This window comes from Variovorax sp. AC194, assembly GCF_979257995.1.
The window spans coordinates 4,989,292-5,010,768 of record NZ_OZ409823.1 but is presented as its reverse complement, the minus strand read 5'-3'; the positions used below and the strand labels follow the sequence as shown (position 1 = coordinate 5,010,768).

The following is a 21,477-nucleotide window of genomic DNA, read 5'->3' as shown; positions in this document are numbered from 1 at the left end:
TGCGCTCATTGTGATCCCACGCGCGATGCCGGGTGCGCGGGCAGGTGAAATCGCCCGCTGTAGCGGAACACGTCGCCGAACCAGCGGTGGCGCAGCAGCATCTTCATCGTGAAGTGCTCGGGGCTCGCGGGGTCGGGGCGTTCCTCGACGTAGGCCGTGCCCATGAAAAGGCCGAGTGGCAGCGGAATGCGCAGGCCCGCGATGCGCCAGATGTAGCCCCGGTCGCGGAACACCAGCGCGCCGTCTTCGGCGCTCACTGCCAGGCGCATGCCGATGCCGAAGCGCACGTACTCGATCACCTCGGCGCCGTGCGGCGCGGTGTGTTCCATGTGCGAGCGGAAGTGGAAGGGCTGGCGGCCCGCGAAGTGGAAGACGCGGTCCCAGTACAGGTTCGCGTCTTCGGGGTGGCAGCGGTAGTGCACCTCGATCGGCACGCCGGTGCCGGTGTAGGGAACGAGCGCGCCGAAGAGGCGGCCCAAGGGCATGAGCAGCGCGGCCCAGGGCGCGTGATGGACTTCGTTCATGGTGCCGCGCACGCACACGTAGTCGTCGGAGAACGGCGTCATCGTGTAGTGGCGGCGGATCACGTCGCCCAGGCGTTCCCAGTCCGCGCCGAGCGCTTGTTGGAAGACCGGTGGCGCGGTGTCGCGCGTCATTGCGCAGCCACCGCCACGGTGCCTTCGCTGCGCGCCTTGTAGAAGCGCAGGATGTGCTCGGCGCCGTCGTTCAGCAGGAAGCCCGCGACGCGGTCCGCATACCAGTTGAAGCGCGTGCTCACGCGCCACGCCACATCGACGCGCAGCTCGGTGCCGCCATCGCGCGGGGTCAGCGTGAAGGCCGAGTCGCGCAGGTCGAAATACTGGCCGCCGATCATCACGTGGTCGTCCAGCGCGCCGGGCGGAAAGGAGTCGGGCGCGAAGCGGTAGCGCCACTTCAGGAGGCGCCCGGGCTGCCACTCGGTGATGACCTCCTCGAAGTGCACGTTCTTCTGCCACAGCACCTTGCGCACGCGGCCCTCGGGCGTCTCCTCGGTCACGCCGGCCAGGGGCAGCGGCACGCCGATGCGGTAGGCCCACGCGTCATCGACTTCGGCGGGCTGGATGTCGCGCGCATTGTTGAGCTCGTGCCACACGCGCTCGGTGGGCGCGGCGATGAAGAGCGTGCGCGAGGTGGTGGAGAACTGGTCGGGGTTCGGCAGGTGCGGCTCGATGGCGCCGAGCACGAGCGGCAGCATCGCGAAGCTGTAGAGCGCAGGCCTGGGCCAATTGGTGACGCGGCACACCAGGCCCATCGCCAGGCCGCCCATGCTGCCCATCACCGCGAAGAGCGGCACGATGACGACCGCGCAGATCATCCCCTCGATGAAGACCAGCAGCGTGCCGATGACGAAGAGGGCCGTGGAGACCCACGGCGCCCAGATGTAGTAGCCCCAGCTGCGGCGCTCGATGCGCTCGGCCATGTACACCGTGACCGCGCCGCACACCGCGGGCGCGAGGTACACGAAGGCGCCGAGCATGGCGGAGAACGGATGGCCCGGCCCGCCGCTGAAGGCGATGCGCAGCACGAGCGCGGCGGCCGCGCCGACCAGCAGCGGCCAGAACCAGGCGAAGGGCATGCGGCGGCGGGGCGGCTCTTCGGCGTCGTTCGAATCGGCGTGGAGGGGGGCGAGCTCGGAGAGCCTGCTTTCTTCGGGTTCGGTGCTCATCGAAAAATCTTCTCCTCTTTGTGTTTTATCAACTGTTGCGCGTGGCGGTCACCATGGCGTAGTCGAAGTCGCGCCAGAACATGCCCAGCGCGAGCGCGCAATAACTCGCCACGATGTGCTTGCGGCGCCACGGGCTCAACCTGCCGCGCGCCTTCCAGAGCTCGGCCAGCGTGAAGCGCGTGGCCAGCACCGGGATGTGCAGCGCGCTCGGCGCGACGCGCCAGCGCAGGGACTTGAATTCGATGTCCCCGAAGCCGTGGTCGCGCAGCGCCGCGATGAAGTCGTCGCGCGTGGCCAGCGTGGGCACGGCCCAGCTGTCGGCCCAGAGGCGGTGCAGCCAGTGGGCGATGCGGCCCGGGTTCCTGCGCAGCAGGAAACCATCGACCACCACGAGCCGCGCGCCGGGCTTGAGCAGGCGCGCGGCCTCGCGCACGAAGTCGGCCTTGGCGGTGCCTTCGGCGTAGCAGGCGCTCTCCACCGCCCAGGCGCCGTCGGCCTGCGCGGCGGGCAGGCCCGTGCGGGTGTAGTCGGCCTCGATGTGCGCGACGCGATCGGCCACGCCGGCCGCGGCATCGAGCCGCGCGGCGATGCGGTTCTGCACCGGCACGTTGGTGACGGTGACCGCATAGAGCGAGGCGTCGTCGCCGACCAGCGTGCGTGCGGTGGCGCCGGCGCCGCAGCCCATGTCGATCACGCAGCGGCGTTGGCCTGCGGCGGGTTGCATCTCATCGAGCCGCAGCGCGCGGCCGACGGCGCGGTTCATCTCCACCAGCATGCCTTCGCGGCGCAGCGGGTTGAGCCCCGCGCGCCAGAAGCCGAAGTGCATGTTGTAGCTCGGGCTCCAGGCGCTGTAGTCGACCGCCACTTCGGTGAAGTAGTCCTGCGTGTCCTCGGTCGTGATGGGCGTGGCCTGCGCCGGCGGATGCGTTGCGGTGGAGGGCATGCGGAAGTCGGGCTGGAAGACGGTGGGCATCGAGGCGCTTTCGGACGTTGGTTCTTGTGTTCCCTGGGGGCGTGACAGCGTGATCGGTTCAGAGGCGGCAGTGGTCGTCGGCGCAGGTGGCGGGCGCGATGGCGCCGCGGCCCGCCAGGCGCGCGACGAGCCAGCGCGGCAGGCGGTAGCGGTTGCGCGCGAGCACGGCATAGGCGCGGTCGGCGAGGGCGCCGACGAGCGGCACATCGAGCAGTGCGCCGCCCGCGGGCAGGCCGACGGCGGCGCGGCAGGCGCGGATCGCGGCGACGCCGGACAGCACGCGGCCATTCGCATCGACCGCGTGCATCGCGGTCATCAGCGCCTCGCGCGGCGCCGGGCCGGCGGCGAAGCCGAGGGGCGAGCAGTCGACGAGGTCCAGCCGGCCGGCTGCATCGCGTGCGCGCATCGCGCCCATCTCGGCCACGCAGAGCGGGCAGGTGGCGTCGTAGTAGACGGTCAGCGGGTAGGTCGTGGCGGCGGTGCGGCTCATGGTGTTCTTGGTTCTCGATATTTCAGTCAAAACAGAAATAGATAAGCAAAAAAAGGGGTGGCTAGATCATCGGCAGGCTGGCGTGGTGCGCATCGGGATCGTCGCCCTTGCCAGCGGGTGCCGCGGGCGCATCGCCGCGCACGAACTTCTGCACACTCGCCCCGAGCGTGAGCACCTTGTCCAGCGTGCCGGGCGAGAGCCGCAGCATCTCGTCGGCCCAGGTGGCGAGCTTGTTCATGAGGTCCATGGTGGAGCGGATGCGGTCCTGCGCATCGGCCGGCTCCTTCTGGAAATCGGGGCTGGACACGAGCTCGCGCAGCACGCGGATGGTGGGGTCGAACTCGCGCTCCTTGCGCTCGCGCACCACGGTGCGAAAGAGCTCCCACACATCGACGCTGGTCTCGAAATAATCGCGCCGGTCGCCCAGGATGTGGGTCACGCGCACGAGGTTCCAGGCCTGCAGTTCCTTCAGGCTGTTGCTGATGTTGGAGCGGGCCACGCCCAGGGTGTCGGAGAGCTCTTCGGCGTGCATCGGCTTGCCGTGGGCGAAGAGCAGCGCGTGGATCTGCGAGACGGTGCGGTTGACGCCCCACATGGAGCCCATTTCGCCCCAGTGGACGACGAACTTGCGTTGAATTTCTGTGAGTTCCATGCGGTCGAGTCTAGGATTTCCTAAATTTCTGTCAATAGAGAAATAGAAAAATCACCGGGCGCCGGAGAATGGTGAAATACTGTATGAATAAACAGTAAATTCCATTCCGAGGATTTGCCATGGCATCCGAATCCACCATTCCCATCCACATCATCAAGGGCCGAGGCGCGGCCACGCGGCTCGCGCACCGGTTCTCCAAGGACGAACGCGACGCCTTCGACGACGGCTGGGGCACGCTCGAAGAGGGCGTGGCCGAGGCCGAGGAGCTCATGCCGCTCGCGACCGAGGTGCGCTTCGAGGACGTGAAGTCGGTGCTCACCGAAAACGAATCGCCCGACATTTACTTCGACCGCTCGCTCAACCCCTACCGCGGCTGCGAGCACGGCTGCATCTACTGCTTTGCGCGGCCCACGCACAGCTACCTGAATCTCTCGCCGGGCCTGGATTTCGAGACCAAGCTCATCGCCAAGCGCAACATCGTGGAGGTGCTGCGCGCCGAGCTCGGGCGCAAGAGCTACAAGCCCAGCTACATCGCGATCGGCACCGCCACCGACTGCTACCAGCCCATCGAGCGCGAGCTGCGGATCACGCGCTCGGTCATCGAGTTGTTGAAGGAAGTGCGGCACCCGTTCGCGCTGGTCACCAAATCGAGCGCCATCGAGCGCGACCTCGACCTGATCGCGCCGATGGCGGCCGAGCACCTCGTGGCCGTGTACATCACGGTGACCACGCTCGATGGCGAACTCGCCCGCAAGCTCGAGCCGCGCGCGGCCGCGCCGCACCGGCGGCTGCGCACCATCCGCACGCTGGCCGAGGCGGGCGTGCCGGTGGGCGTGAGCGTGGCGCCGCAGATTCCGTTCGTCACCGAGGACATGGAGCACGTGCTCGAAGCCGCCTGGGAGGCCGGCGCGCGCAGCGCCTTCTACACGGTGGTGCGGCTGCCCTGGGAGGTGGCGCCGCTCTTCAAGGAATGGCTCGCGCTGCACTACCCGCAGCGCGCGGACCGCATCATGGCGCGCATCCACGAGATGCGCGGCGGCAAGGACTACGACGCCGATTTCGCCACGCGCATGAAGGGCTCGGGCCTCTGGGCCGACCTGATCCACCAGCGCTTCCAGAAGGCGACGAAGCGCCTGGGCTTCAACCGCGAGCGCATTCCGCTGGATATCACCGCGTTCCGGCCGCCGGGGGCGGTGGGGCAGGGCAATCTGTTCTAGCGAGCCTGCGGGCGGTGACGTCCGGCGCTCAGCTCTGCTCGAGCACGCGGCCGTTCAGCGGCTGCACCGGCCGTGCATTCATCCGGTAGAGCTTGCGGAATGCCGCGAGCTGGCCTCTGGAAACTTCCACCGGTTGCTTGAGCACTTGCCAGCTGACGTCTTCGCTGCAGGGCGGCGTGGTCAGCGATCCGGTGAAGTGGTAGTAGTCGCGCCGGGCCGGCAGCAGGTCCGACGGGTTCAGCGCTGCCTTCAGCGGCTCGGCCTGTCCGGCCTTGGACGGCAGCGCATCGAACACGGACTTCAGCGCCGCGTTTTCATGCCCTTCCTTCAGCAGCACCGCGACCACCGCGAGCTGGCCCGCATCGCTCTTGTGCACCAGGTGCGCAACCATCGGGTAGGCCTTGCCGTCGATGCGCTCTTCGCTCGGCGTGTGGAAGTGGAACTGCACGAGCTTGAAGTCGCCGTCGGCCAGGTGCAGGGTGCCGCCGTTCGCGAGATTGACCTGGATGGTGTGCCCGGTGTTGACCGTCTCGCCGCTGCCCTCGGCGTAGTCGAACCCGATGGGCGTGAGCGCCGCCTTCTTCGCCTGCCGCGCCTTGATGTTGACCGGCGACTGGTGCTTGCCGAGCTTGCAGGTCGCGAAACCCGGCTCCAGGTCGCCCCATGCCTTGGCACCGAGCTTGCCGCGGTAGTCCCAGTGCGTGTGCGCGTCCTCGGCCGAGGCGGCGAGCGCCGCGGTGGCGATCAGGCCGCCGATGGCGAGCCGGGTGAGGATCGAGAGATGTGATGTCATTGTTTGTTCTTTCTCTGATGGTTGAAGCGGCCATCGGACATCGCCTTCTTCGATGGCTGATGGCTGATGGCTGATGCCTGATGGCCGATGGCCTTCTACCACTTCGAGATGAACCCGCGGCGCAGCGCCGTTCACGCGCGATGGCGTGCACGGCGCGCTGCCGTCATTCCTTTCGCGCGACCGAGCCCAGCGTGGCGGCACCTTCCCAGTCGCCGCCCAATGCCTTCACGAGAAACACCGCGGTCAGCAGGCGCTGCCCCTGCAGCTGCGCGGCCTGCCGCTCCACCGTCAGCAGCGACTGCTGCGCGGTGATCACGTCCAGGTAGGTCGAGGCGCCGCCTTCGTAGCGGCTGGTCGCCATGTCGAGCACGCGGCGCGCGGCGGCGACGGCCGCTTGCGCCTGCGTGGTGGCGCTGTCGAGCGCGGAGAGGCCGGTGATGCCGTCTTCCACTTCCTGCATCGCGGTGAGCACGGTGCGGCGGTAGTTGCCCACGGTCGCGTCGTAGCCGGCCTTGGCGAAATCGACGTTCGCGCGCACGCGGCCGCCGTCGAACAGCACCTGCGTGGCCGACACGCCCACCGACCACAGGAGGCTGGGCCCGTTGAACAGCGATTCGATCAACCGGCTGTCCACGCCCACGGTCGGCGAGATGATGAAGCTCGGATAGAAGGCCGCGGTCGCCACGCCGATCTGCGCGTTCGCGGCCGCCATCGAGCGTTCGGCCGACGCCACGTCGGGCCGGCGCTGGAGGATTTCGGACGGCACGCCCAGCGGCACCGCGGGCGGGCGGATCTCGCGCAGGTCCGCGGGCAGCGCGAAGCTCGGCGCGGGCGTGCCGGTGAGGGTGGCGAGCGCGTGCTCGTACTGCGCGCGCTGCTTTCTCAGCACGTCGACCTGCGTGAGCGTGGTCTCCAGTAGCGCCTGTTGCTGCGCGACGTCCAGGCCCGATATCGCGCCCAGGTCGTGCCGCGCCGTGACCAGCTCGAGCGCGCGGCGCTGCAGGCCGATGGAGCGCGAGAGCACATCGAGTTCGACGTCGGTCGAGCGCAGGTTGAAGTAGTTGTTCGCCACGTCGGCGGTGAGCACGAGGCGCGTGTTCGCAAGGTCCGCGGCCGACTGCTCGGCCGAGGCCGTGGCGCCTTCGACCGTGCGCTGCACGCGGCCCGCGAGGTCGAGTTCGTAGCTGGCGTTGAGCGACAGCGCGAAGTCGTTCTGCACGGTCGACGCATTGGTGGTCGCGTAGTTGGTGAGCGGCCGGTTGGCGGAGATCTTCAGGCGCGAGGCGCGGGCGCCCAGGCCCAGCTGCGGGAAGCGGCTGGCCGAGTTGGCATCGAGATTGGCGCGCGCCTGGGCCAGCCGCGCGTTGGCGATGACCAGCGTCGGGCTGCCGGCGAGGGCCTTGTCCTGCAGCGCGTCGAGCTGCGCATCGTTGAAGCGCTTCCACCACGGGCCCTTATCGGCCATGTCGTTCGGCGTGGCCTCGCGCCAGGGCGCCTCGAGCGTCCAGCTGACGGGCAGGGGCGTCTCGGGCGTCTTGTAGTCGGGCCCGACCGCGCAGCCCGCGGCGAGCAGCGCCGCGGCGAGCAGGGTCGCGGCGGCAATGACCCGCAGTCTCACGCCGGTTCCTTCTTCGCGGCTGCCTTCGCGGCGGGGGCGGGTTCATCGGGCGCCACGGTCACCACGTCGCCTTCGGCCAGCGAGTCGGAGGGGTTGAGCACCATGCGGTCGTTGTTGCCGAGGCCGTCGGTCACCTCGACGCTCTCGCCGTAGTTGCGGCCCAGCGTCACTGCGCGCAAGCCGATGCGGCCCTGCGCATCGACCACCGCGATGCGCGTGCCCTCGGCGCGGAACAGCAGCGCATTGGCCGGCACCGTGATCGTGCGGGCCGCGGCCAGCGGCAGTGACACCTGCACGTAGGCGCCCGGCAGCAGCGCGCCGTCGCGGTTCGGCAGCGACACCTCGACCTGCATCATCCGCGTGCTCGCGTCGATGGCGCCCGAGGTGCGCGCCACTTCGCCCTTGAAGCTCTGGCCGCGCAGCTCGGCCTGCGTCACCACCACCGGCTGGCCGGCCTTCACGAGCTGCGCATAGGCCTGCGGCACGTTGATGTACACGCGCAGCGGATCGGTCTGCGCCAGCATGAAGAGCGCGCGCCCGGCACCGCCGCCCGCGCCCGCGTCGATGAGGTCGCCCACGTCGACGTTGCGGCGCGTGATGACGCCCGCGAACGGCGCGACGACGCGCTTGAAGCCTTCGGTCTGCTTCAGGCGCTGCACGTTGGCATCGGCGGCGGCCACGTTCGAGGTGGCCTGCGCGACGGCGCTGCGGCGCTCGTCCAGGTCCTGCTGGGAGACCACGTCTTTCTTGCGCAGGTTTTCCCAGCGCTCGGCGGTGCTCTGCGCGAGCCCGAGGCCCGAGGCGGCCTGCGCGCGTGCGGCGACCGCTTGCGAGAGCTGCTGGTCGATTTCGGGCGTTTCGATTTCCGCGAGCAGCTCGCCCTTTTCGACGCGGCTGCCGATGTCCTTGGTCCAGCGCTTGAGGTACCCGCTCGCGCGCGCCGAGATCGGCGACTGCACGAAGCCCTGCAGCGTGCCCGGCAGCGCCAGCGTCTGGCCGGCGGTGGGCGTGCGCGGCAGCGCGGTCTGCACATGGAGCTTGGCGCGTTCGCTCGTGCCCGCTTCGAGCGCGCGCGCGTTGGCGATGCGCACGAACACCGTGCGCGCCGCACCGAGCGCCAGCAGCACGAGCACGATCACGACGAGCCAGCGCGTGCGCTTGACGATCTGCCGGCGGCGCAGCAGTTCGCCTTCGCCCTCTTCGGCGGCGATGGGGTGGATGGCCAATGCCGAGTGGCGTTGCTCCGTCATGACCAGCTCGGCGCCGGGCCGCCCCCAAGGCGAGCTGCGGCCCCCTCGGGGGGCAGCGAATACATGAAGTGAATGAGCGTGGGGGTCACGTACTAGTTCTCCTGGGGCGCTGCGCCCGCTGGCGTGTGAGCCGAATGGCCGGCCTCTTCACGTGCTGCCTTGCGGTGCGCAAGCCGACTGTGCACCCCCGCGAACACGGCGGGTACGAAAAACAATGTCGACACCGTGGCAAAAAGCAGGCCACCGATGACCGCGCGGCCCAGCGGCGCGTTCTGCTCGGCGCCTTCGCCCAGGCCCAGTGCCATCGGGATCATGCCGATGATCATGGCCAGCGCCGTCATCAGCACCGGGCGGATGCGGGTGGCGCCGCCTTCGAGCGCGGCCGAGAGCGGCGGAATGCCCGCCTGCAGGCGCTCCCGCGCGAACGACACCAGCAGGATGGAGTTGGCCGTGGCCACCCCCATGGTCATGATCGCGCCCGTGAGCGCGGGCACGCTCAGCGTGGTGCCGGTGATGAACAGCATCCACGCGATGCCCGCGAGCGCCGCGGGCAGGGCGGTGATGATGATGGCCGCATCCAGCCACGACTGGAAGGTGACCACGATCAGCAGGTACACCAGCACGATCGCCATCACGAGGCCCACCCCCAGGCCGATGAACGACGACTGCATCGTCTGCACCTGCCCGCGGATGGTGACCTGGCTGCCGCGCGAGAGCTTGGGCCGCATCTGGTCGACCAGCACCTGCACCTTGGAGGCGACGCTCGCGAGGTCGGTGCCCTGCACGCTCACGTAGACGTCGATCACCGGCGCGATGTTGTAGCGCGACTGGATGGCCGGCTGGCGCGCCGCCTGCGCATCGACCAGGTTGCCCAGCAGCTGCTGCGAGGCGCCAGTTGCCGCCGCAGCGCCGCCGGTTCCTACCGGGATGTTGAGCAGCGAATCGAGCGAGTCGATGTTGTACTGCGGCGTCTGCACCGCGATGCTGTAGACCACGCCGTTCACCGGATTGAGCCAGAAGGCCGGCGCCGTCTGCGAGCTGCCCGAGAGCGCGATCAGCACGTTCTGCCCGACGTTGGCCGCGGTGAGGCCGTACTGCTGCAGCCGCGTGCGGTCCATCTGCAGGTTGAGGCTGGGGCCATCGAGCCGCTGGTGCACGTGCGCATCGACCGCGCCCGGGATCTGCTTGATCGCTTTCGTGAGCTCGGCCGCGCGGGCCGCGTTGCCGGCCGTGTCGGCGCCGCTGAACTGCACGTCGATGGCCGCGGGCAGGCCGAAGTTCAGGATCTGCGTGACGATGTCCGCGGGCTGGAAGAAGAACTCGATGCCCGGAAAGCGCTTGGGCAGCTCCGCGCGCAGCAGCGAGACGAATTCCTCGGTGGGCCGGTGGCCGTCCTTCAGCGAGAGCAGCAGCTCCGCATCGAAGGTGCCGATGGTGCCGGCGTTGCTGTACGAGAGGTTGATGCCGCTGTTGGGAATGCCCAGGTTGTCCAGGATCGTTTCGAGCTGGTCGGCGGGCACCAGCTCGCGGATGGCCACTTCCACCCGGTCCGTGAGGCGCGCGGTTTCCTCGATGCGGGTGCCGGTGGGCGCGCGCACATGCAGGCGGATCTGGCCCGCGTCCACGGTCGGGAAGAAGTCGCGGCCCAGCGCCGGATACAGCAGGCAGGAAAGAAGGCAGAAGCCGAGGAAGAGGCCGATGAAACCGCCGCGCTTGGACAGCACCACCGACAGCAGCAGCGTGTAGGCGCGGCGCACGCGCTCGAAGCGGCGGTCGAAGCTCTGGTAGACGCGCTGCAGTGCGCTGGGTTTTTTGGCCACGGCACCGTGGACCGGCTGCGCATGCACGCCGCCCATCAGCAGCATCACCAGCGTGGGCACCAGCGTGCGGGAGAGCAGGTAGGAGGCCAGCATCGCGAACACCACCGCCTCGGCCAGCGGCACGAACAGAAAGCGCGCCACGCCCGAGAGAAAGAACATCGGCACGAACACGATGCAGATGCACAGCGTGGAGACGAAGGCGGCGCTGCCGATTTCGCCCGCGCCGACCTCGATGGCTTCCCTGAGCGGCGTGCCCATGTGCAGGTGGCGCTCGATGTTCTCGATGGTCACGATCGCCTGGTCCACCAATATGCCCACCGAGAGCGCCAGGCCCCCCAGCGTCATGAGGTTGAGCGTTTCGCCCAGCGAATACAGCACCAGGATCGACGCCAGGATCGACAGCGGAATCGTGAGCCCGATGATGAGCGTGCTGCGCCAGTTGCCAAGGAACAGCAGCACCATCGCGGCCGTGAGCGCGGCGGCCAGGATGGCCTCGAACACCACGCCCTTCACGGCCGCCTTCACGAACACCGACTGGTCGAAGAGCGGCGTGACCTTGATGTCCTGCGGCATCGACTGGGTGGCGATCGGCAGCATCGCGCGGATGTTCGCCACGATGTCCAGCGTGGAGGCGCCGCCGTTCTTCAGAACCGACAGCAGCACGCCGCGCACGCCGTCCTGGCGCACGATGTTGGTCTGCGGCGAGAAGCCGTCGCGCACGTAGGCCACGTCGCGCAGGTAGGTGGTGGCGCCGTTCACGGTGCGCACCGGCAGGTCGTTCAGGCCCGCGATGGCGTCGGGCGAGCCGTTCATGCGCACGCTGTATTCGGTGGCGCCGAACTTGGCGGTGCCCGAGGGCAGGATCAGGTTCTGCGTGTTGACCGCGTTCACCACGTCGGCCGGCGTCAGGCCGCGCGCCTGCATCGCCTGGGTGTCCAGGTCGACCGAGATCAACCGGTTCTTGCCGCCGTAGGGAAAGGGAATGGCCGCGCCCGGCACGGTGATGAGCTGCGGGCGCAGCTGGTTGACGGTGGCGTCGAAGAGCGAATTCTCAGAGCGCGTGGGGCTGGAGAGCGCCAGCTGGATCACCGGCACGCTGGAGGCCGAATACTTGATGACCAGCGGCGGCGTGATGCCCGGCGGCAGCTGCCGCACCTGCGCCTGCATGGAGGCCACCACCTGCGAGATCGCCATCTCGATGTTGGCCGTGGGCTGGAAGAACACCTTGATGATCGAGACGCCCGCCAGCGACTGCGACTCGATGTGCTCGATGTCGCTCACCGTGGTCGTGAGGCCCCGCTCGACCTGGCCCGAGATGCGCTGGCCCATCTCCTGGGCCGGCAGGCCCGTGTAGTTCCAGATGACGCTGACCACCGGGATGTTGATCTCCGGAAAGATGTCGGTGGCCATGCGCGCCAGGACAAAGGGCGTGGCCAGCACGATCAGCATCGCCATGACGATGAAGGTGTAAGGACGACGCAACGCGAGCTGGACCATGGCGAGGGTTCTCTGCTTCCGGCGGAAAAAGGTTTCGCATCATAAGGAAGTAGATTTAAGTTTGCTCTCGCCATCTCTTTGGTGTGGTGCTTTACCAAAAGGCCGCATGTGGAGGGGGTCCGGCTGGTAGTCGCGCGGTGGCAGAGCGCGGCGCCGGCCGCGGGGCGGCATGGCGCAGATTTTCAAGTAATGCTCAATTTATTTGAGTGTTCGGTATTTTTGAGAGTGACTTATGATCAAGTAATACTCAAAAATCTGACCATGCCCAAAGTCGACACCACGAAGCCGCCCCGCGCCGCGCGCAGCGAAAAAGCCGGCCGCCGCATCGAGAGCCTGCTCGCGGTCGCCAAAGAAGTCTTCGCCGAGAAGGGCTTCGAGCGCACCACCACGCTGGAGATCGCCCAGCGCCTGGGCGTCTCCGAGGCCACCGTGTTCACCTATTTCGGCAGCAAGCGCGAGCTGTGCCTGGAAGTCATCCGCCGCTGGTACGACCAGATCTCCGGGGAGGTCGAGCGCGAGCTGCCGCAGCTGGGCGGCCTGCGCGCGCAGCTGTCCTTCGTCGTGCGCAAGCACCTGGTCAACCTGATGGGCGAGGGCGCCGGCCTCTGCGCGCTGGTGCTGAGCGAAGGGCGCACGGCCGATGCGGCGTTCGGCGGCGTCATCGCCGACCTCAAGCGGCGCTACACCGCGCCGTTCATGCATGCGCTGTCGGCCGCGCGCGAGGCCGGCGAGCTGCGGGACGGCGTGCCGCTGCGGCTCGTGCGCGACATGGTGTTCGGCGCGATGGAGCACGTGCTCTGGGACTACGTGGTCTCCGGCAAGAAACCCGACATCGAGCAGACCGCGTCGCAGCTCACCGAGCTCTTGTGGAGCGCCCTCGTGCCCGCCGATGCGTCGCTGCACGCGCTCTCGCAGTTCCGCGCCGAGGTGGGCCATGCGCTGCGGCGGCTCGATGCGCCTTCCCCGCCATCACCGTCTTCTTCGTCTTCGAAATCTCGCAAAGCCTTTTCATGAACGATTCCGTACCTTCTCTTTCGTCCACGCTGCCCGAGCGCTGCGTGATCGTCGTCGACAACGCCTTGCCCGCCGGGCTCGCGGCCAACGCCGCGGCCGTGGTGGCGCTTACCGTGGGCCAGCGCCATCCGGGCCTGGTCGGCGCGCCGCTGGTCGATGCGTCGGGCGGCGTGCATCCGGGCCTCATCCCGATCGGCATCGCCGTGCTCGGCGCGAGCCAGGAGGAGCTGGCCGCGGTGCGCCACAAGGCCATGGCGACGACCGAATGCGACGTGGTCGACTTTCCGGTGCAGGGCCAGCAGACCACCAACTACACGGCCTTCGGCGAAGCCGTGGCTGCCGTGCCGGGCGAGGCGCTTCGCTATGTGGCGGTGGCGCTTGTCGGCGAGCGCAAACCGCTGGGCAAGGTGGTGTCCAAGCTCGGGTTGCTGGGCTAGGGCCTGTTCACTGCGCGGGCGCATCCAGCGCCAGCCGCAGCCGCGTGACGTTCGGATTGCCCGGGTCGCGCTGCACCTTGAACCCCAGCTTGCGCGCGAGCGCGAGCATGCCGATGTTGTCGTAGAGCGTGATGTCCGCCAGCTGCTGCACGCCGGCCGCGGCCGCCGCATCGATCAGCTTGCGCAAGAGCTTCATCGCGACGCCGCGGTGCTGCCACGCATCGCCGATCACCACGGCGAACTCGGCGACGTGCGCCGTCTCGGGCGTGTCGCCGCGCACGTAGCGCACCACGCCCATCTGCTGCTCTGCGCCATCGACCACGGTGGTCGCGATGAGCGCGAGCTCGCGGTCGTAGTCGATGTGGGTCATGCGCCAGAGCTCGTCGGGCTGGGGCTTGCGCGGCGAAAGCAGGCGGTGGTAGCCCGTTTCGTTCGACAGGCCCGCGACGAACGCCGTGTGCATCGCGAGGTCGTCCGCGTGGATCGGCCGGATGCGCACATGCGTGCCGTCGGCCAGCTGCCAGTCCTCGGCCAGGTGGCGCGGGTAGCGTGACGAAGGATCGGGGGAGGGCGCTTGCGTTGCCATCGCCCGGTTGTGCCACGCACCCCGGGGCAGGTCAACGTGGCATCCCCTCGCTCGCTCGCTTCCTTGCTCCCTCGCTCCCTCTTCAGGAATGTTCAGGGCACGAGGAACGAATGCACCAGCGTCAGCTCGCCGGGCTTGCGCAGCGGCACGCGAAAGACCTGCTGCTTTTCGCGGGGCGTGCCCTCGTCCTGCAGGATCGCCACCTGCGCGGTCGTGACCGCCTCGCGCTGCTCGCCCGCGCCGAAGTAGTTCACGAACACGTGGTAGGCCCCTTGCACCGGGCTGGGCGTGGCGAAGATCTCGGGGCCGAAGCCGGTCGTCACGTCCACGTCCAGTGCGCCGCCGTTGGGGGCCACGCGCGCGCCGTAGAACACGTGCTGGCCGTCGGGCGAGACCACGTGCAGGTCCAGGTCGGTGCTGTCGCTGTCCCAGCTGAGCACGACGCGCAGCTTGACGGGCACGCGGCTGGCCTGCGTCTCGTAGAACTGGGAGCGCGCCACTTCGCCGTTGGGCGAGCGCACCTCCACGCCGTGGCTGCCGCTGCCGAACGACCAGGGCCGCGCGAAGTTGCCCTTCTCGTCGGTCAAAAGCGGAATGGCGATGCCGTCCACGATGAGGCGCGCGGGCGTGCGCGGGGCCGTGTCCTTGGCGTCTTTTGTCTTGGGGGTGGCGGCGATGCGGCCACGGATCAGCGAGGCTTCCGAGCGCCCGTTGGCGTTCACGCTGCTGGCCGGGTAGTGCACTTCCTGCACGAAGTCCTGCTGCTGGGCCGGCGCGTTGCGCCAGCCGCCGCGCGGGGTGTCGAGCGTGGCCTGGGCCAGCGCCGCGACGCTGGAGAGACCGCAGAGAAGGCCGATGGCCGCAAGGGTGGCGCGGCGCGCCGTCGAAGAGTGATTCATGAGTCTGCCAGTTGCTGCGCAAGCCGTTCGATGAAGGTTTCGTCCTGCCCGTGGGGATGGTCGCGGAAGGCCAGGTGCAGGTATTCGTGGATGAGCGAGACGCGGCCTTCGCGGCTGTGCCACTCGCGCACCCGGATCACCAGCCGCCGCTGGTCGGAATGGGGCACGCCCATGGCCAGCTGGCACACGCGCAGCGTGTCGTCCACGGGCTGGAAGCCGGCCTCGGCGCGCAGCACCCGGCGCCAGCGCTGCTGGCGTTCGGCCAGCCATTGCTGCGCCAGGGGCAGGGGCGTGCAGTCGGCCTCGGCGCGGAAGGGCGCGAGGCTGCCGCGCGGGTAGGCGGTGCGCAGGATGGCCGCGAACGGCTGTCCCTGGCGGCCCGCGGCGACCGCGGCCTGCCAGGACATGACGCCGGGCGATGCCTGGTCGCCGTGATAGCGCACCGCCTGCCCGTCGATCACCAGGCCTTCGGTGAAAGCGGCCGCGGCACGCGCCGCGGCGCTCGGTGGATTGGGGCTCACGCGCTGTGCGCGGCTGTCGTCGGCGATCTGGCGGCAGCCCTCGGTTTCGGTGGCGTTCTGCAGCACGTAGCTGCGCGCCGCGATCGCCAGGGCGCGGGCGGCTTCGGTTTGGCGCGCATCGCCTTCGCGATCGACCACGCGCGCCACGTAGTCCTCCAGCGGCAGGCGCGCGGCGATGCGCGGGCCGTCCGCGCCGTAGCGCAGCACCTGCGCCGGCACGGCCTCCATCGCGAGCTGCGAGCCGTTCTGGAAGGCGATGCGGTAGCGCCCGCGCAACGGGCCGGCCGGCGCGGCGGCGGTGTTGCCCGCGGCGGCGCGCTGCACGCTGGCGATCGGATAGCGCTGGAAGAAATCGACCGCGATGCAGGGCTGCGCGCTCACGGCCGCGGCGTCCGGCACGGGCGCGGCCAGGCCGTGCGCGGCCCACTGCGCGGCCATCCACGGGGCTTCGGCGCGCAGCGCGCTGCGGCTGGTGCCGGCGTCGCCGAACCAGAAGGGCGTGCCGTCGGCCAGCCAGCCGGCGGCACCGCCGACGGGCTGCGTGCCTTCGCGCCACGACCAGGTCTTCAGGCGCGGCCCGCCGCCCAGCGCGGCGAGCACTTCGTCGTCGCGCACCGTGACGGGCTGCAGCGCCTGCCGCGCGGCCGTGCGCGCGGGGGCGGGCACCTGGCGCAGCGCGGCCAGCAGGTCGGCGACCGGCACCTGCGTCTCGGGCTTCATGGCGTCCAGCCGCTGCAGCCAGTCGGGGGCGTCGTTGTCGCGCCAGAAGCGCGTCCAGCCACCGGCGTCCAGGCCCAGGCGCGCGGGCTCGAAATAGGGGCCGCAGGACTGGGCCAGCGCCTGTTCGCGGCCGATGCTGGCGCCGGGGTCGCAGCAGTACTCGTCGTCGGTGCGGCGTTCCGCGCTGGCGCAGCGGTAGGCCGGCTCCTGCGTGGCGTTGACGGCGAGGTAGCTGTAGACGAAGAGCTTCCACACGCTGCCCAGCGGCGTCTGCAAACCGCCCGCTGCGTTCGGCACATTCGTCGGGTTCGTCGCGTTCGTCGGATTCGTCGGATTCGTCGGATTCGCAAGAGCCTCGGTGCCTCGCGGCGTGCGTTCGACCGCGACCATGCCTTCGTCGGTGAGCCAGGCCAGGCGCGGCGGCACTTTGGAGGGCGCCGCCGCGAGGGCGGGCAGCACCAGCGCGGCCGCAAGCGCGAACGCACCGGCGCCCGGCATCGCCAGTCGCGAGAGCATTCGTGCCGCTTTCATGGGGGCTCGCCGTCCGCCGCTCAGCGCACTTCGACGCTGGCCCAGTGGCCGTTGCCTTCGAAGGCCTTGGCCTCGGGCTCATACACGCGGAACAGGCGCGCCGGCGGCAGCTTGAAGGTGCCGCGCTGCGCGAAGCGCACCAGGTGGCGCACGGTCAGCGGCGTGCCCGCGGCGAGCGTGTCCACCGGCACGGCGTAGCCCTGCGCGGTGGACTGGCTCTGCGCGCGCTCCATCGGCTGCAGCTTGCCGGCACTGTCGGCCATGTCGATGCCCCAGGTGCTTTCTTCCACCGCCGCGCCCGGCGGCAGCGCGGCCTCCACGAGGCTCCAGCGCATGGCCTTCGGGGCGGTGACGGTGAGCTGGTCCAGGTAGAGCGCATTGGTGTCCAGCGGCGTGCCGGGCTTCACGGCCTCGAGCTTCACCGTGATGCGGCCGTCGTTGACCGTGGAGGCGGGTGCGCTCGGCGCCGGTGCCGGCGTGGGCTGGCCCGGCGCCGCTGCCGCTGCTGGCGGCTCGGGCGCGGGACGCGGCTGGGTGACCACGCGCCACAGCGTGCGCTCGACCTTCGCATCGAGTGCGGGCGCCTGCGCTTCGTTGCTCTCGTAGCGCACGAAGGCCCAGGCGGCCTTCTGTCCGGCGGGCAGCTCCAGCGTGGCCGGCGCGGCGGTGCCGGGCGGCAGGCGCCAGCCCGTGCCGGTGCCGTCGGTCGCGCGCACCCAGGGCGCGCCGAGGGACGGCGCATCCGTGGCGGCGAGCCTGCTGCCGCCTAGTGCGCGATGCAGCCACAGCAGCGTTTGCGCGCGGTCGATGGAGGGCGTGTCGGCGCGGATCTGGCCGAGCACCGCCGCGGCCTTGTCGGCGCCGGCGCGCTGCGTGGCCATGAGCAGCGCCTGCACCAGCGGTGCATCCACGGCGGCCAGGCGCGCGGCGGCTTCGTCGGCGGCGGCGCGCGCCTTGGCGCTGGCGACCGCCGGCCCGGCGGTCTGCACCGCCAGCACGAGCGCCATGTCGCGGGTGTCCGGGGGATTGGGCGCGGCGGTGTCCACCATCGCGAGGCTGCCGCGGCGTTGCGCCAGCTGCGTGGCGTCGCTGGCCGATTGGGCGGCCAACTGGTCGGCGAGGCCGCCGGCCATCGAGCCCACGGGCAGGCCCATCTCCTGCATCCACGAGAGCGCCAGCGCGCGCTGCAGCGGGGGCAGCTTCTGGCCGTCCTTGGCGTACACGTCGAGCAGGCGCTGCCAGTTCGAGGCCGGCAGCGTCACGCGCAGCGCCTGGGTGGCGCGCCAGTCGGCGTAGTAGGCGTAGGCGGTGAGGAAGGCATCGTTGGGCATGCCGCGTCCCCACCAGCCGAACTGCGCTTGCGGGCCGGCCATCTGCGCGAGCGCGAGCCGCGCGGTGGCCAGGCGCTGCGCGAGCGCCGGCGCCATCGGCTGCTGCGCCGCCGACAGCGATTGCAGCGCGAGCGACAGCGGCAGCATGCGGCTTGCGGTCTGCTCCACGCCGCCGCGCGGGGTGTCGATCAATGCGTCGATCTGCTGGCTGAAGGCGCCGGCCGCGGCGTCCTGCGCGAGCGAGACGCGCACGCGCGATGCGTCGGACGGAAGGGCCAGCGGCGCATTGCCCGATGACATGTCGAGCGCCTTGTCGCGCGGTGCACGCCACGCCACCGGGATGCGGCGCACCGGCACGTCGAGCTTGTCGACCACGCGGTCGTCCTGGCGCAGCGTGACGGCGACCGCGCCGGTCCTGTCGGCGTCGCCGGCGGCGAGCGGCAGGGCGATGAAGTTGACGCCGGGGCGCACCGTGACGGTGTCCTTGCGCTCCACGCCCGCGCCGCTGGCGGTCCATTCGACCTTGGCGTCGCGCCCGGTCTGGTTGAAGAGCGCCAGCGAGGCCTGCGCCCTGTCGCCCTGGCGCTGCCAGTCGGGGCTGGTCCACTTGGCGTAGAAGGCCTTGTCCGAGCGCACCCAGCTCACCTGCTGGCCCACCGCGCCGGCGGCGCTCATGGCGCGGCCGGTGATGCGCCAGCGCGTGAGCGAATCGGGCATGGTGAAGCTGAAGCGGGTGTGGCCGGAAGCATCGGTCGCCAGCCGCGGCTCCCAGGCGGCGGTGTCGATGTTGTCGCGGCGCGGGCGCTCCAGCACCTTCACCGCGCGGTCGTTCACCTGCCGCGCGCCCGGCAGCGTCCCCAGCTTGCTGGTCGCCAGGTCGTAGCCGATGAAGGAAAGACTCGCGCTGGTGCGCACGTTGTTGCGGCGCGGGTGATAGAAGAAATCGCCGATGGCCGGGGCGATCTCGGGCTGCAGCACGTAGATCATCTCGTCGACCACGCCCACGGCCAGGTCGGTGGCCACGGGCTTGCCGGCCAGCGTGGCGCTCACGTCGATGGTGACGGTGTCGCCCGGCGCGTACACCGCCTTGTCGGGCGTGAAGGCCAGCGCGATGCGCTCCTGCTCGACCATGATTCCCTGGTTCTGGAACACGTAGTCGCCGTTCTTCACGTAGGCGACCGACAGGGTCATGTTGGGGCTCATGGCGTCGCGCACGGGCAGCGTGAACTTCCACTGCGTGGGTGCCACGCGCTCGCTCTTGATCCAGTCGGCATTGCGGCCCATGAGCGCGGTGGCTTCCACGCGGTCGCGCTCCAGCGTGAGGAGCGCGTTGTCCACGGGCTCGGGAAAGCTCACCAGCACCTGGGCCGTGTCGCCCGCGCGGTAGCTCGCGCGATCGAGCACCATGCCCACGCTGCCGGCGGGCGCCTTCACGCCGTCGCCGCTCACCCAATGGCTGGCCGCGCCGACGATGCGGCCCTTGTCGTCCAGCAGCGAGAGCGTGTAGCTGCCCGACGCCGGGAAGTTGACCGAGAGCATGTCGCCCGCGGGCATGGGGCCGGACTGCTTGGTGCGGTCTTCCAGGCGCACCCATTCCCAGGTGGCGGGGCGCGCTGGCGTGGCGGCCGCGGCGGGTGTGTCCGCTGCTGCAGTGGCGCCGCTGCGCTGGCTCGCCGCGAGCTTGAAGGCCACCGCCTGCCCCGGCTGGGAGAACTGGCGCTCGGCCGCGAGGCGGAACGAGACCGCGCCGCGCTCCACCAGCAGCTCGCGCGAGGTGCGCACGCGGTAGGCCGCGCCGTCGGTGGCCAGCGCGGTGAGCAGGTATCGGCTGGGCTCGGTGGCCGCGGGCAGCGAGAACTTCGCGACGCCATCGCCGTCGGTCTCCAGCTCGGCCTGCTGCAGCTTCACCGAGAACTGGCCCGCGTAGTCCAGCTCGCCGTTCACCATGGCCAGCTTCTGCGAGCGCGCCGTGAGGCTCACGCGCGCCCGCGCCACGGGCTTGCCGTCGGGGTAGTTCAGCTGCAGCTTGCCGCCGACGGCTTCGCCGGTCTTGAAGTCGGCCTTCTCGGGCAGCAGCACGATGTCGAAATGCGGCTTCTGGTAATCGGCCACGCGAAAGGCCGCGGTGTAGGTGTCGCCGCCCATGGCCAGGCGCAGCTCGTAGCCGCCGGCCACCGCGTTGTCGGGCAGCGGAAAGCGCGCGTCGGCGCCCTTGGCGCCGGAGAAGGCGAGCTTCTGCGCATGCACCACCTGGCCGGCCGGGTCGAGCACGGCGAGCGCCAGGTCGGCGTCTTTCAGCGCGACGAATTCGCGGGCGCTGCGGAATTCGCGCCCGCTCACCTTCACGTTCACCCAGTCGCCCGGGCGGTACAGCGGGCGGTCGGTCACGGTGTAGACCTTGGCGTTGTAGATCTCGCTGTCGTAGTAGAAATTCTCGGAAATGAAGACGCCGCCCGCGGGGTCCTGGCCGAACACGTAGGTCTGCTCGGGCGATGGGCGGTCGAGCTTGACCAGGCCCTGGGCATCGGCCTCGCCGCTCTTGAGCACGCCCACGCCGTCGGTCCACACCACCTTGGTGCCGGCCACCGGCGCGCCGGCCGCGCGCTGCGCGGCCCACACCAGCATCTGGTCGCCCGAGACCTTGGTGATGGCCACGGTGTCCGAGACGAACAGCAGCGTGGTCGCGCGGAACTGGCCGCTGATGGCTTCCACCAGGTAGAGCCCCGGCGCGCGCTTGCCCACCGGCACGAACACGTTGCCCTGCGAGGCGGTGATGAATTCGCTGCTGGAGCCTTCCAGCTTCACGCCCTTGGGCAGGCCGATCGGCTGGGCCTTGTGCACCGGGTAGCGGAAGCGCTCGACCACCGGCAGGCCCGGGATCGGGCGGAACTGCCGGGGCTCCTCGAAGACCGAGGGCTGGGTGAGCTTGGCGGACGTCTTCAGTTCGGGCGCCTGCTGCGTCACCGCGCGGCGCGCGCTGGCCGAGAACATCCGCTGCCAGGCCAGGCGCGACTTGACCACCCAGCTGTCCCACAGATGGGTCAGCGTGTTGGCTAGGCCCTCGTCGGCGGGGCGCGCGCCCACCTGCACGCGGTGCAGGTTCTTCTGCTTCTGCAGGAAGGCCAGGGCGTCGGGAATGCGGTAGACCAGCACGTCCACGCCGCCCACCTGCTCCAGCGCCGAGGGCTGGTTCACCTCCAGGCGCACGAGGGCCGTCTGGTCGCTCGCGAAGGTGGCGTCAGACAGCAGGAAGAAGGGCTCGCCGGCGTAGGGCGAGCGGCTGTTCTCCAGCGGCTGGGGTTGCGCATCGGGCGCCGCGTGGGTGGCGAGCGGCTGCATCGCCGCCAACGCGGTGGCCGCCGCGAGCGCCAGTGGAAAGAGACGCCGCAACAAGGGCCGCAGGGACTGGACGGGTGTGTGCAT

General features: G+C 70.0%; 16 protein-coding genes. 3 read left to right on the top strand and 13 right to left on the bottom strand.

What is annotated here, in order from left to right; genetic code table 11:
- Window positions 1–5 precede the first annotated feature (5 nt).
- The 5 genes from ACZYRS_RS23845 to ACZYRS_RS23825 form a co-directional block, all read right to left on the bottom strand.
- Window positions 6–656 carry a DUF4166 domain-containing protein gene (locus ACZYRS_RS23845; protein ID WP_463421231.1) on the bottom strand — a complete coding sequence of 217 codons (651 nt, stop codon included), beginning with the start codon at window positions 654–656 and terminating at the stop codon, window positions 6–8.
- Window positions 653–1,705, bottom strand: a complete 1,053-nt coding sequence (locus tag ACZYRS_RS23840; protein ID WP_463421230.1) for an SRPBCC domain-containing protein — start codon at window positions 1,703–1,705, stop codon at window positions 653–655. The genes ACZYRS_RS23845 and ACZYRS_RS23840 overlap by 4 nt, the downstream gene beginning before the upstream one ends.
- 28 nt (window positions 1,706–1,733) lie before the next feature.
- On the bottom strand, window positions 1,734–2,678 hold the full coding sequence (locus ACZYRS_RS23835; RefSeq protein ID WP_463421229.1) for an SAM-dependent methyltransferase: 945 nt from the start codon (window positions 2,676–2,678) through the stop codon (window positions 1,734–1,736).
- Between the two features lie 58 nt (window positions 2,679–2,736).
- Window positions 2,737–3,168: a thiol-disulfide oxidoreductase DCC family protein gene (locus tag ACZYRS_RS23830; RefSeq protein ID WP_463421228.1), complete on the bottom strand. Its 432-nt coding sequence runs from the start codon at window positions 3,166–3,168 to the stop codon at window positions 2,737–2,739.
- A 61-nt stretch (window positions 3,169–3,229) separates the two neighbouring features.
- A complete protein-coding gene (locus tag ACZYRS_RS23825; RefSeq protein ID WP_198787846.1) occupies window positions 3,230–3,820 on the bottom strand; it encodes a GbsR/MarR family transcriptional regulator in 591 nt (196 codons plus the stop codon).
- A 119-nt stretch (window positions 3,821–3,939) separates the two neighbouring features.
- Between ACZYRS_RS23825 and ACZYRS_RS23820 the strand changes: the two genes are divergently transcribed.
- Window positions 3,940–5,037, top strand: coding sequence for a PA0069 family radical SAM protein (locus ACZYRS_RS23820; protein ID WP_463421227.1), 1,098 nt, complete (start codon window positions 3,940–3,942; stop codon window positions 5,035–5,037).
- 28 nt (window positions 5,038–5,065) lie between these two features.
- Here ACZYRS_RS23820 and ACZYRS_RS23815 read toward each other — a convergent pair whose 3' ends face one another.
- The 4 genes from ACZYRS_RS23815 to ACZYRS_RS23800 all read right to left on the bottom strand — a co-directional run bounded on the left by ACZYRS_RS23815 (window position 5,066) and on the right by ACZYRS_RS23800 (window position 12,015).
- Window positions 5,066–5,830 (bottom strand): carbonic anhydrase, encoded by a 765-nt coding sequence (locus tag ACZYRS_RS23815; protein WP_463421226.1) that lies wholly within the window; start codon window positions 5,828–5,830, stop codon window positions 5,066–5,068.
- 163 nt (window positions 5,831–5,993) lie between these two features.
- Window positions 5,994–7,448, bottom strand: coding sequence for an efflux transporter outer membrane subunit (locus ACZYRS_RS23810; RefSeq protein WP_463421225.1), 1,455 nt, complete (start codon window positions 7,446–7,448; stop codon window positions 5,994–5,996).
- A complete protein-coding gene (locus ACZYRS_RS23805) occupies window positions 7,445–8,698 on the bottom strand; it encodes an efflux RND transporter periplasmic adaptor subunit (RefSeq protein ID WP_463421224.1) in 1,254 nt (417 codons plus the stop codon). Before ACZYRS_RS23805 ends, ACZYRS_RS23810 begins: the two co-directional genes overlap by 4 nt.
- Before the next feature lie 92 nt (window positions 8,699–8,790).
- Entirely contained in the window at window positions 8,791–12,015 is a 3,225-nt protein-coding gene (locus ACZYRS_RS23800; RefSeq protein WP_463421223.1) for an efflux RND transporter permease subunit, read from the bottom strand.
- A 261-nt stretch (window positions 12,016–12,276) separates the two neighbouring features.
- Here ACZYRS_RS23800 and ACZYRS_RS23795 point away from each other — a divergent pair, with 261 nt between their 5' ends.
- Both ACZYRS_RS23795 and ACZYRS_RS23790 read left to right on the top strand, forming a co-directional pair.
- The gene (locus ACZYRS_RS23795) at window positions 12,277–13,029 is read left to right on the top strand and encodes a TetR/AcrR family transcriptional regulator (protein WP_463421222.1); all 753 of its coding nucleotides are present in this window, start codon (window positions 12,277–12,279) and stop codon (window positions 13,027–13,029) included.
- Window positions 13,026–13,466 (top strand): DUF2000 domain-containing protein, encoded by a 441-nt coding sequence (locus ACZYRS_RS23790; protein WP_463421221.1) that lies wholly within the window; start codon window positions 13,026–13,028, stop codon window positions 13,464–13,466. The genes ACZYRS_RS23795 and ACZYRS_RS23790 overlap by 4 nt, the downstream gene beginning before the upstream one ends.
- Before the next feature lie 7 nt (window positions 13,467–13,473).
- Here ACZYRS_RS23790 and ACZYRS_RS23785 read toward each other — a convergent pair whose 3' ends face one another.
- The 4 genes from ACZYRS_RS23785 to ACZYRS_RS23770 all read right to left on the bottom strand — a co-directional run bounded on the left by ACZYRS_RS23785 (window position 13,474) and on the right by ACZYRS_RS23770 (window position 21,477).
- A complete protein-coding gene (locus ACZYRS_RS23785; RefSeq protein ID WP_463421220.1) occupies window positions 13,474–14,052 on the bottom strand; it encodes an N-acetyltransferase family protein in 579 nt (192 codons plus the stop codon).
- A gap of 92 nt (window positions 14,053–14,144) precedes the next feature.
- Window positions 14,145–14,951 carry a YfaP family protein gene (locus ACZYRS_RS23780; RefSeq protein ID WP_463421219.1) on the bottom strand — a complete coding sequence of 269 codons (807 nt, stop codon included), beginning with the start codon at window positions 14,949–14,951 and terminating at the stop codon, window positions 14,145–14,147.
- Window positions 14,948–16,723: a DUF2300 domain-containing protein gene (locus ACZYRS_RS23775; RefSeq protein ID WP_463421218.1), complete on the bottom strand. Its 1,776-nt coding sequence runs from the start codon at window positions 16,721–16,723 to the stop codon at window positions 14,948–14,950. The genes ACZYRS_RS23780 and ACZYRS_RS23775 overlap by 4 nt, the downstream gene beginning before the upstream one ends.
- Before the next feature lie 20 nt (window positions 16,724–16,743).
- Window positions 16,744–21,477 (bottom strand): MG2 domain-containing protein, encoded by a 4,734-nt coding sequence (locus ACZYRS_RS23770; RefSeq protein ID WP_463421217.1) that lies wholly within the window; start codon window positions 21,475–21,477, stop codon window positions 16,744–16,746.

Excerpts from the sequence above, each read along its gene's own strand:
- ACZYRS_RS23845 (WP_463421231.1), bottom strand. The coding sequence starts at position 656 with ATGACGCGCGACACCGCGCCACCGGTCTTCCAACAAGCGCTCGGCGCG.
- ACZYRS_RS23840 (WP_463421230.1), bottom strand. The coding sequence starts at position 1,705 with ATGAGCACCGAACCCGAAGAAAGCAGGCTCTCCGAGCTCGCCCCCCTC.
- ACZYRS_RS23835 (WP_463421229.1), bottom strand. The coding sequence starts at position 2,678 with ATGCCCACCGTCTTCCAGCCCGACTTCCGCATGCCCTCCACCGCAACG.
- ACZYRS_RS23830 (WP_463421228.1), bottom strand. The coding sequence starts at position 3,168 with ATGAGCCGCACCGCCGCCACGACCTACCCGCTGACCGTCTACTACGAC.
- ACZYRS_RS23825 (WP_198787846.1), bottom strand. The coding sequence starts at position 3,820 with ATGGAACTCACAGAAATTCAACGCAAGTTCGTCGTCCACTGGGGCGAA.
- ACZYRS_RS23820 (WP_463421227.1), top strand. The coding sequence starts at position 3,940 with ATGGCATCCGAATCCACCATTCCCATCCACATCATCAAGGGCCGAGGC.
- ACZYRS_RS23815 (WP_463421226.1), bottom strand. The coding sequence starts at position 5,830 with ATGACATCACATCTCTCGATCCTCACCCGGCTCGCCATCGGCGGCCTG.
- ACZYRS_RS23805 (WP_463421224.1), bottom strand. The coding sequence starts at position 8,698 with ATGACGGAGCAACGCCACTCGGCATTGGCCATCCACCCCATCGCCGCC.
- ACZYRS_RS23800 (WP_463421223.1), bottom strand. The coding sequence starts at position 12,015 with ATGGTCCAGCTCGCGTTGCGTCGTCCTTACACCTTCATCGTCATGGCG.
- ACZYRS_RS23795 (WP_463421222.1), top strand. The coding sequence starts at position 12,277 with ATGCCCAAAGTCGACACCACGAAGCCGCCCCGCGCCGCGCGCAGCGAA.
- ACZYRS_RS23790 (WP_463421221.1), top strand. The coding sequence starts at position 13,026 with ATGAACGATTCCGTACCTTCTCTTTCGTCCACGCTGCCCGAGCGCTGC.
- ACZYRS_RS23785 (WP_463421220.1), bottom strand. The coding sequence starts at position 14,052 with ATGGCAACGCAAGCGCCCTCCCCCGATCCTTCGTCACGCTACCCGCGC.
- ACZYRS_RS23780 (WP_463421219.1), bottom strand. The coding sequence starts at position 14,951 with ATGAATCACTCTTCGACGGCGCGCCGCGCCACCCTTGCGGCCATCGGC.
- ACZYRS_RS23775 (WP_463421218.1), bottom strand. The coding sequence starts at position 16,723 with ATGAAAGCGGCACGAATGCTCTCGCGACTGGCGATGCCGGGCGCCGGT.
- ACZYRS_RS23770 (WP_463421217.1), bottom strand. The coding sequence starts at position 21,477 with ATGCACACACCCGTCCAGTCCCTGCGGCCCTTGTTGCGGCGTCTCTTT.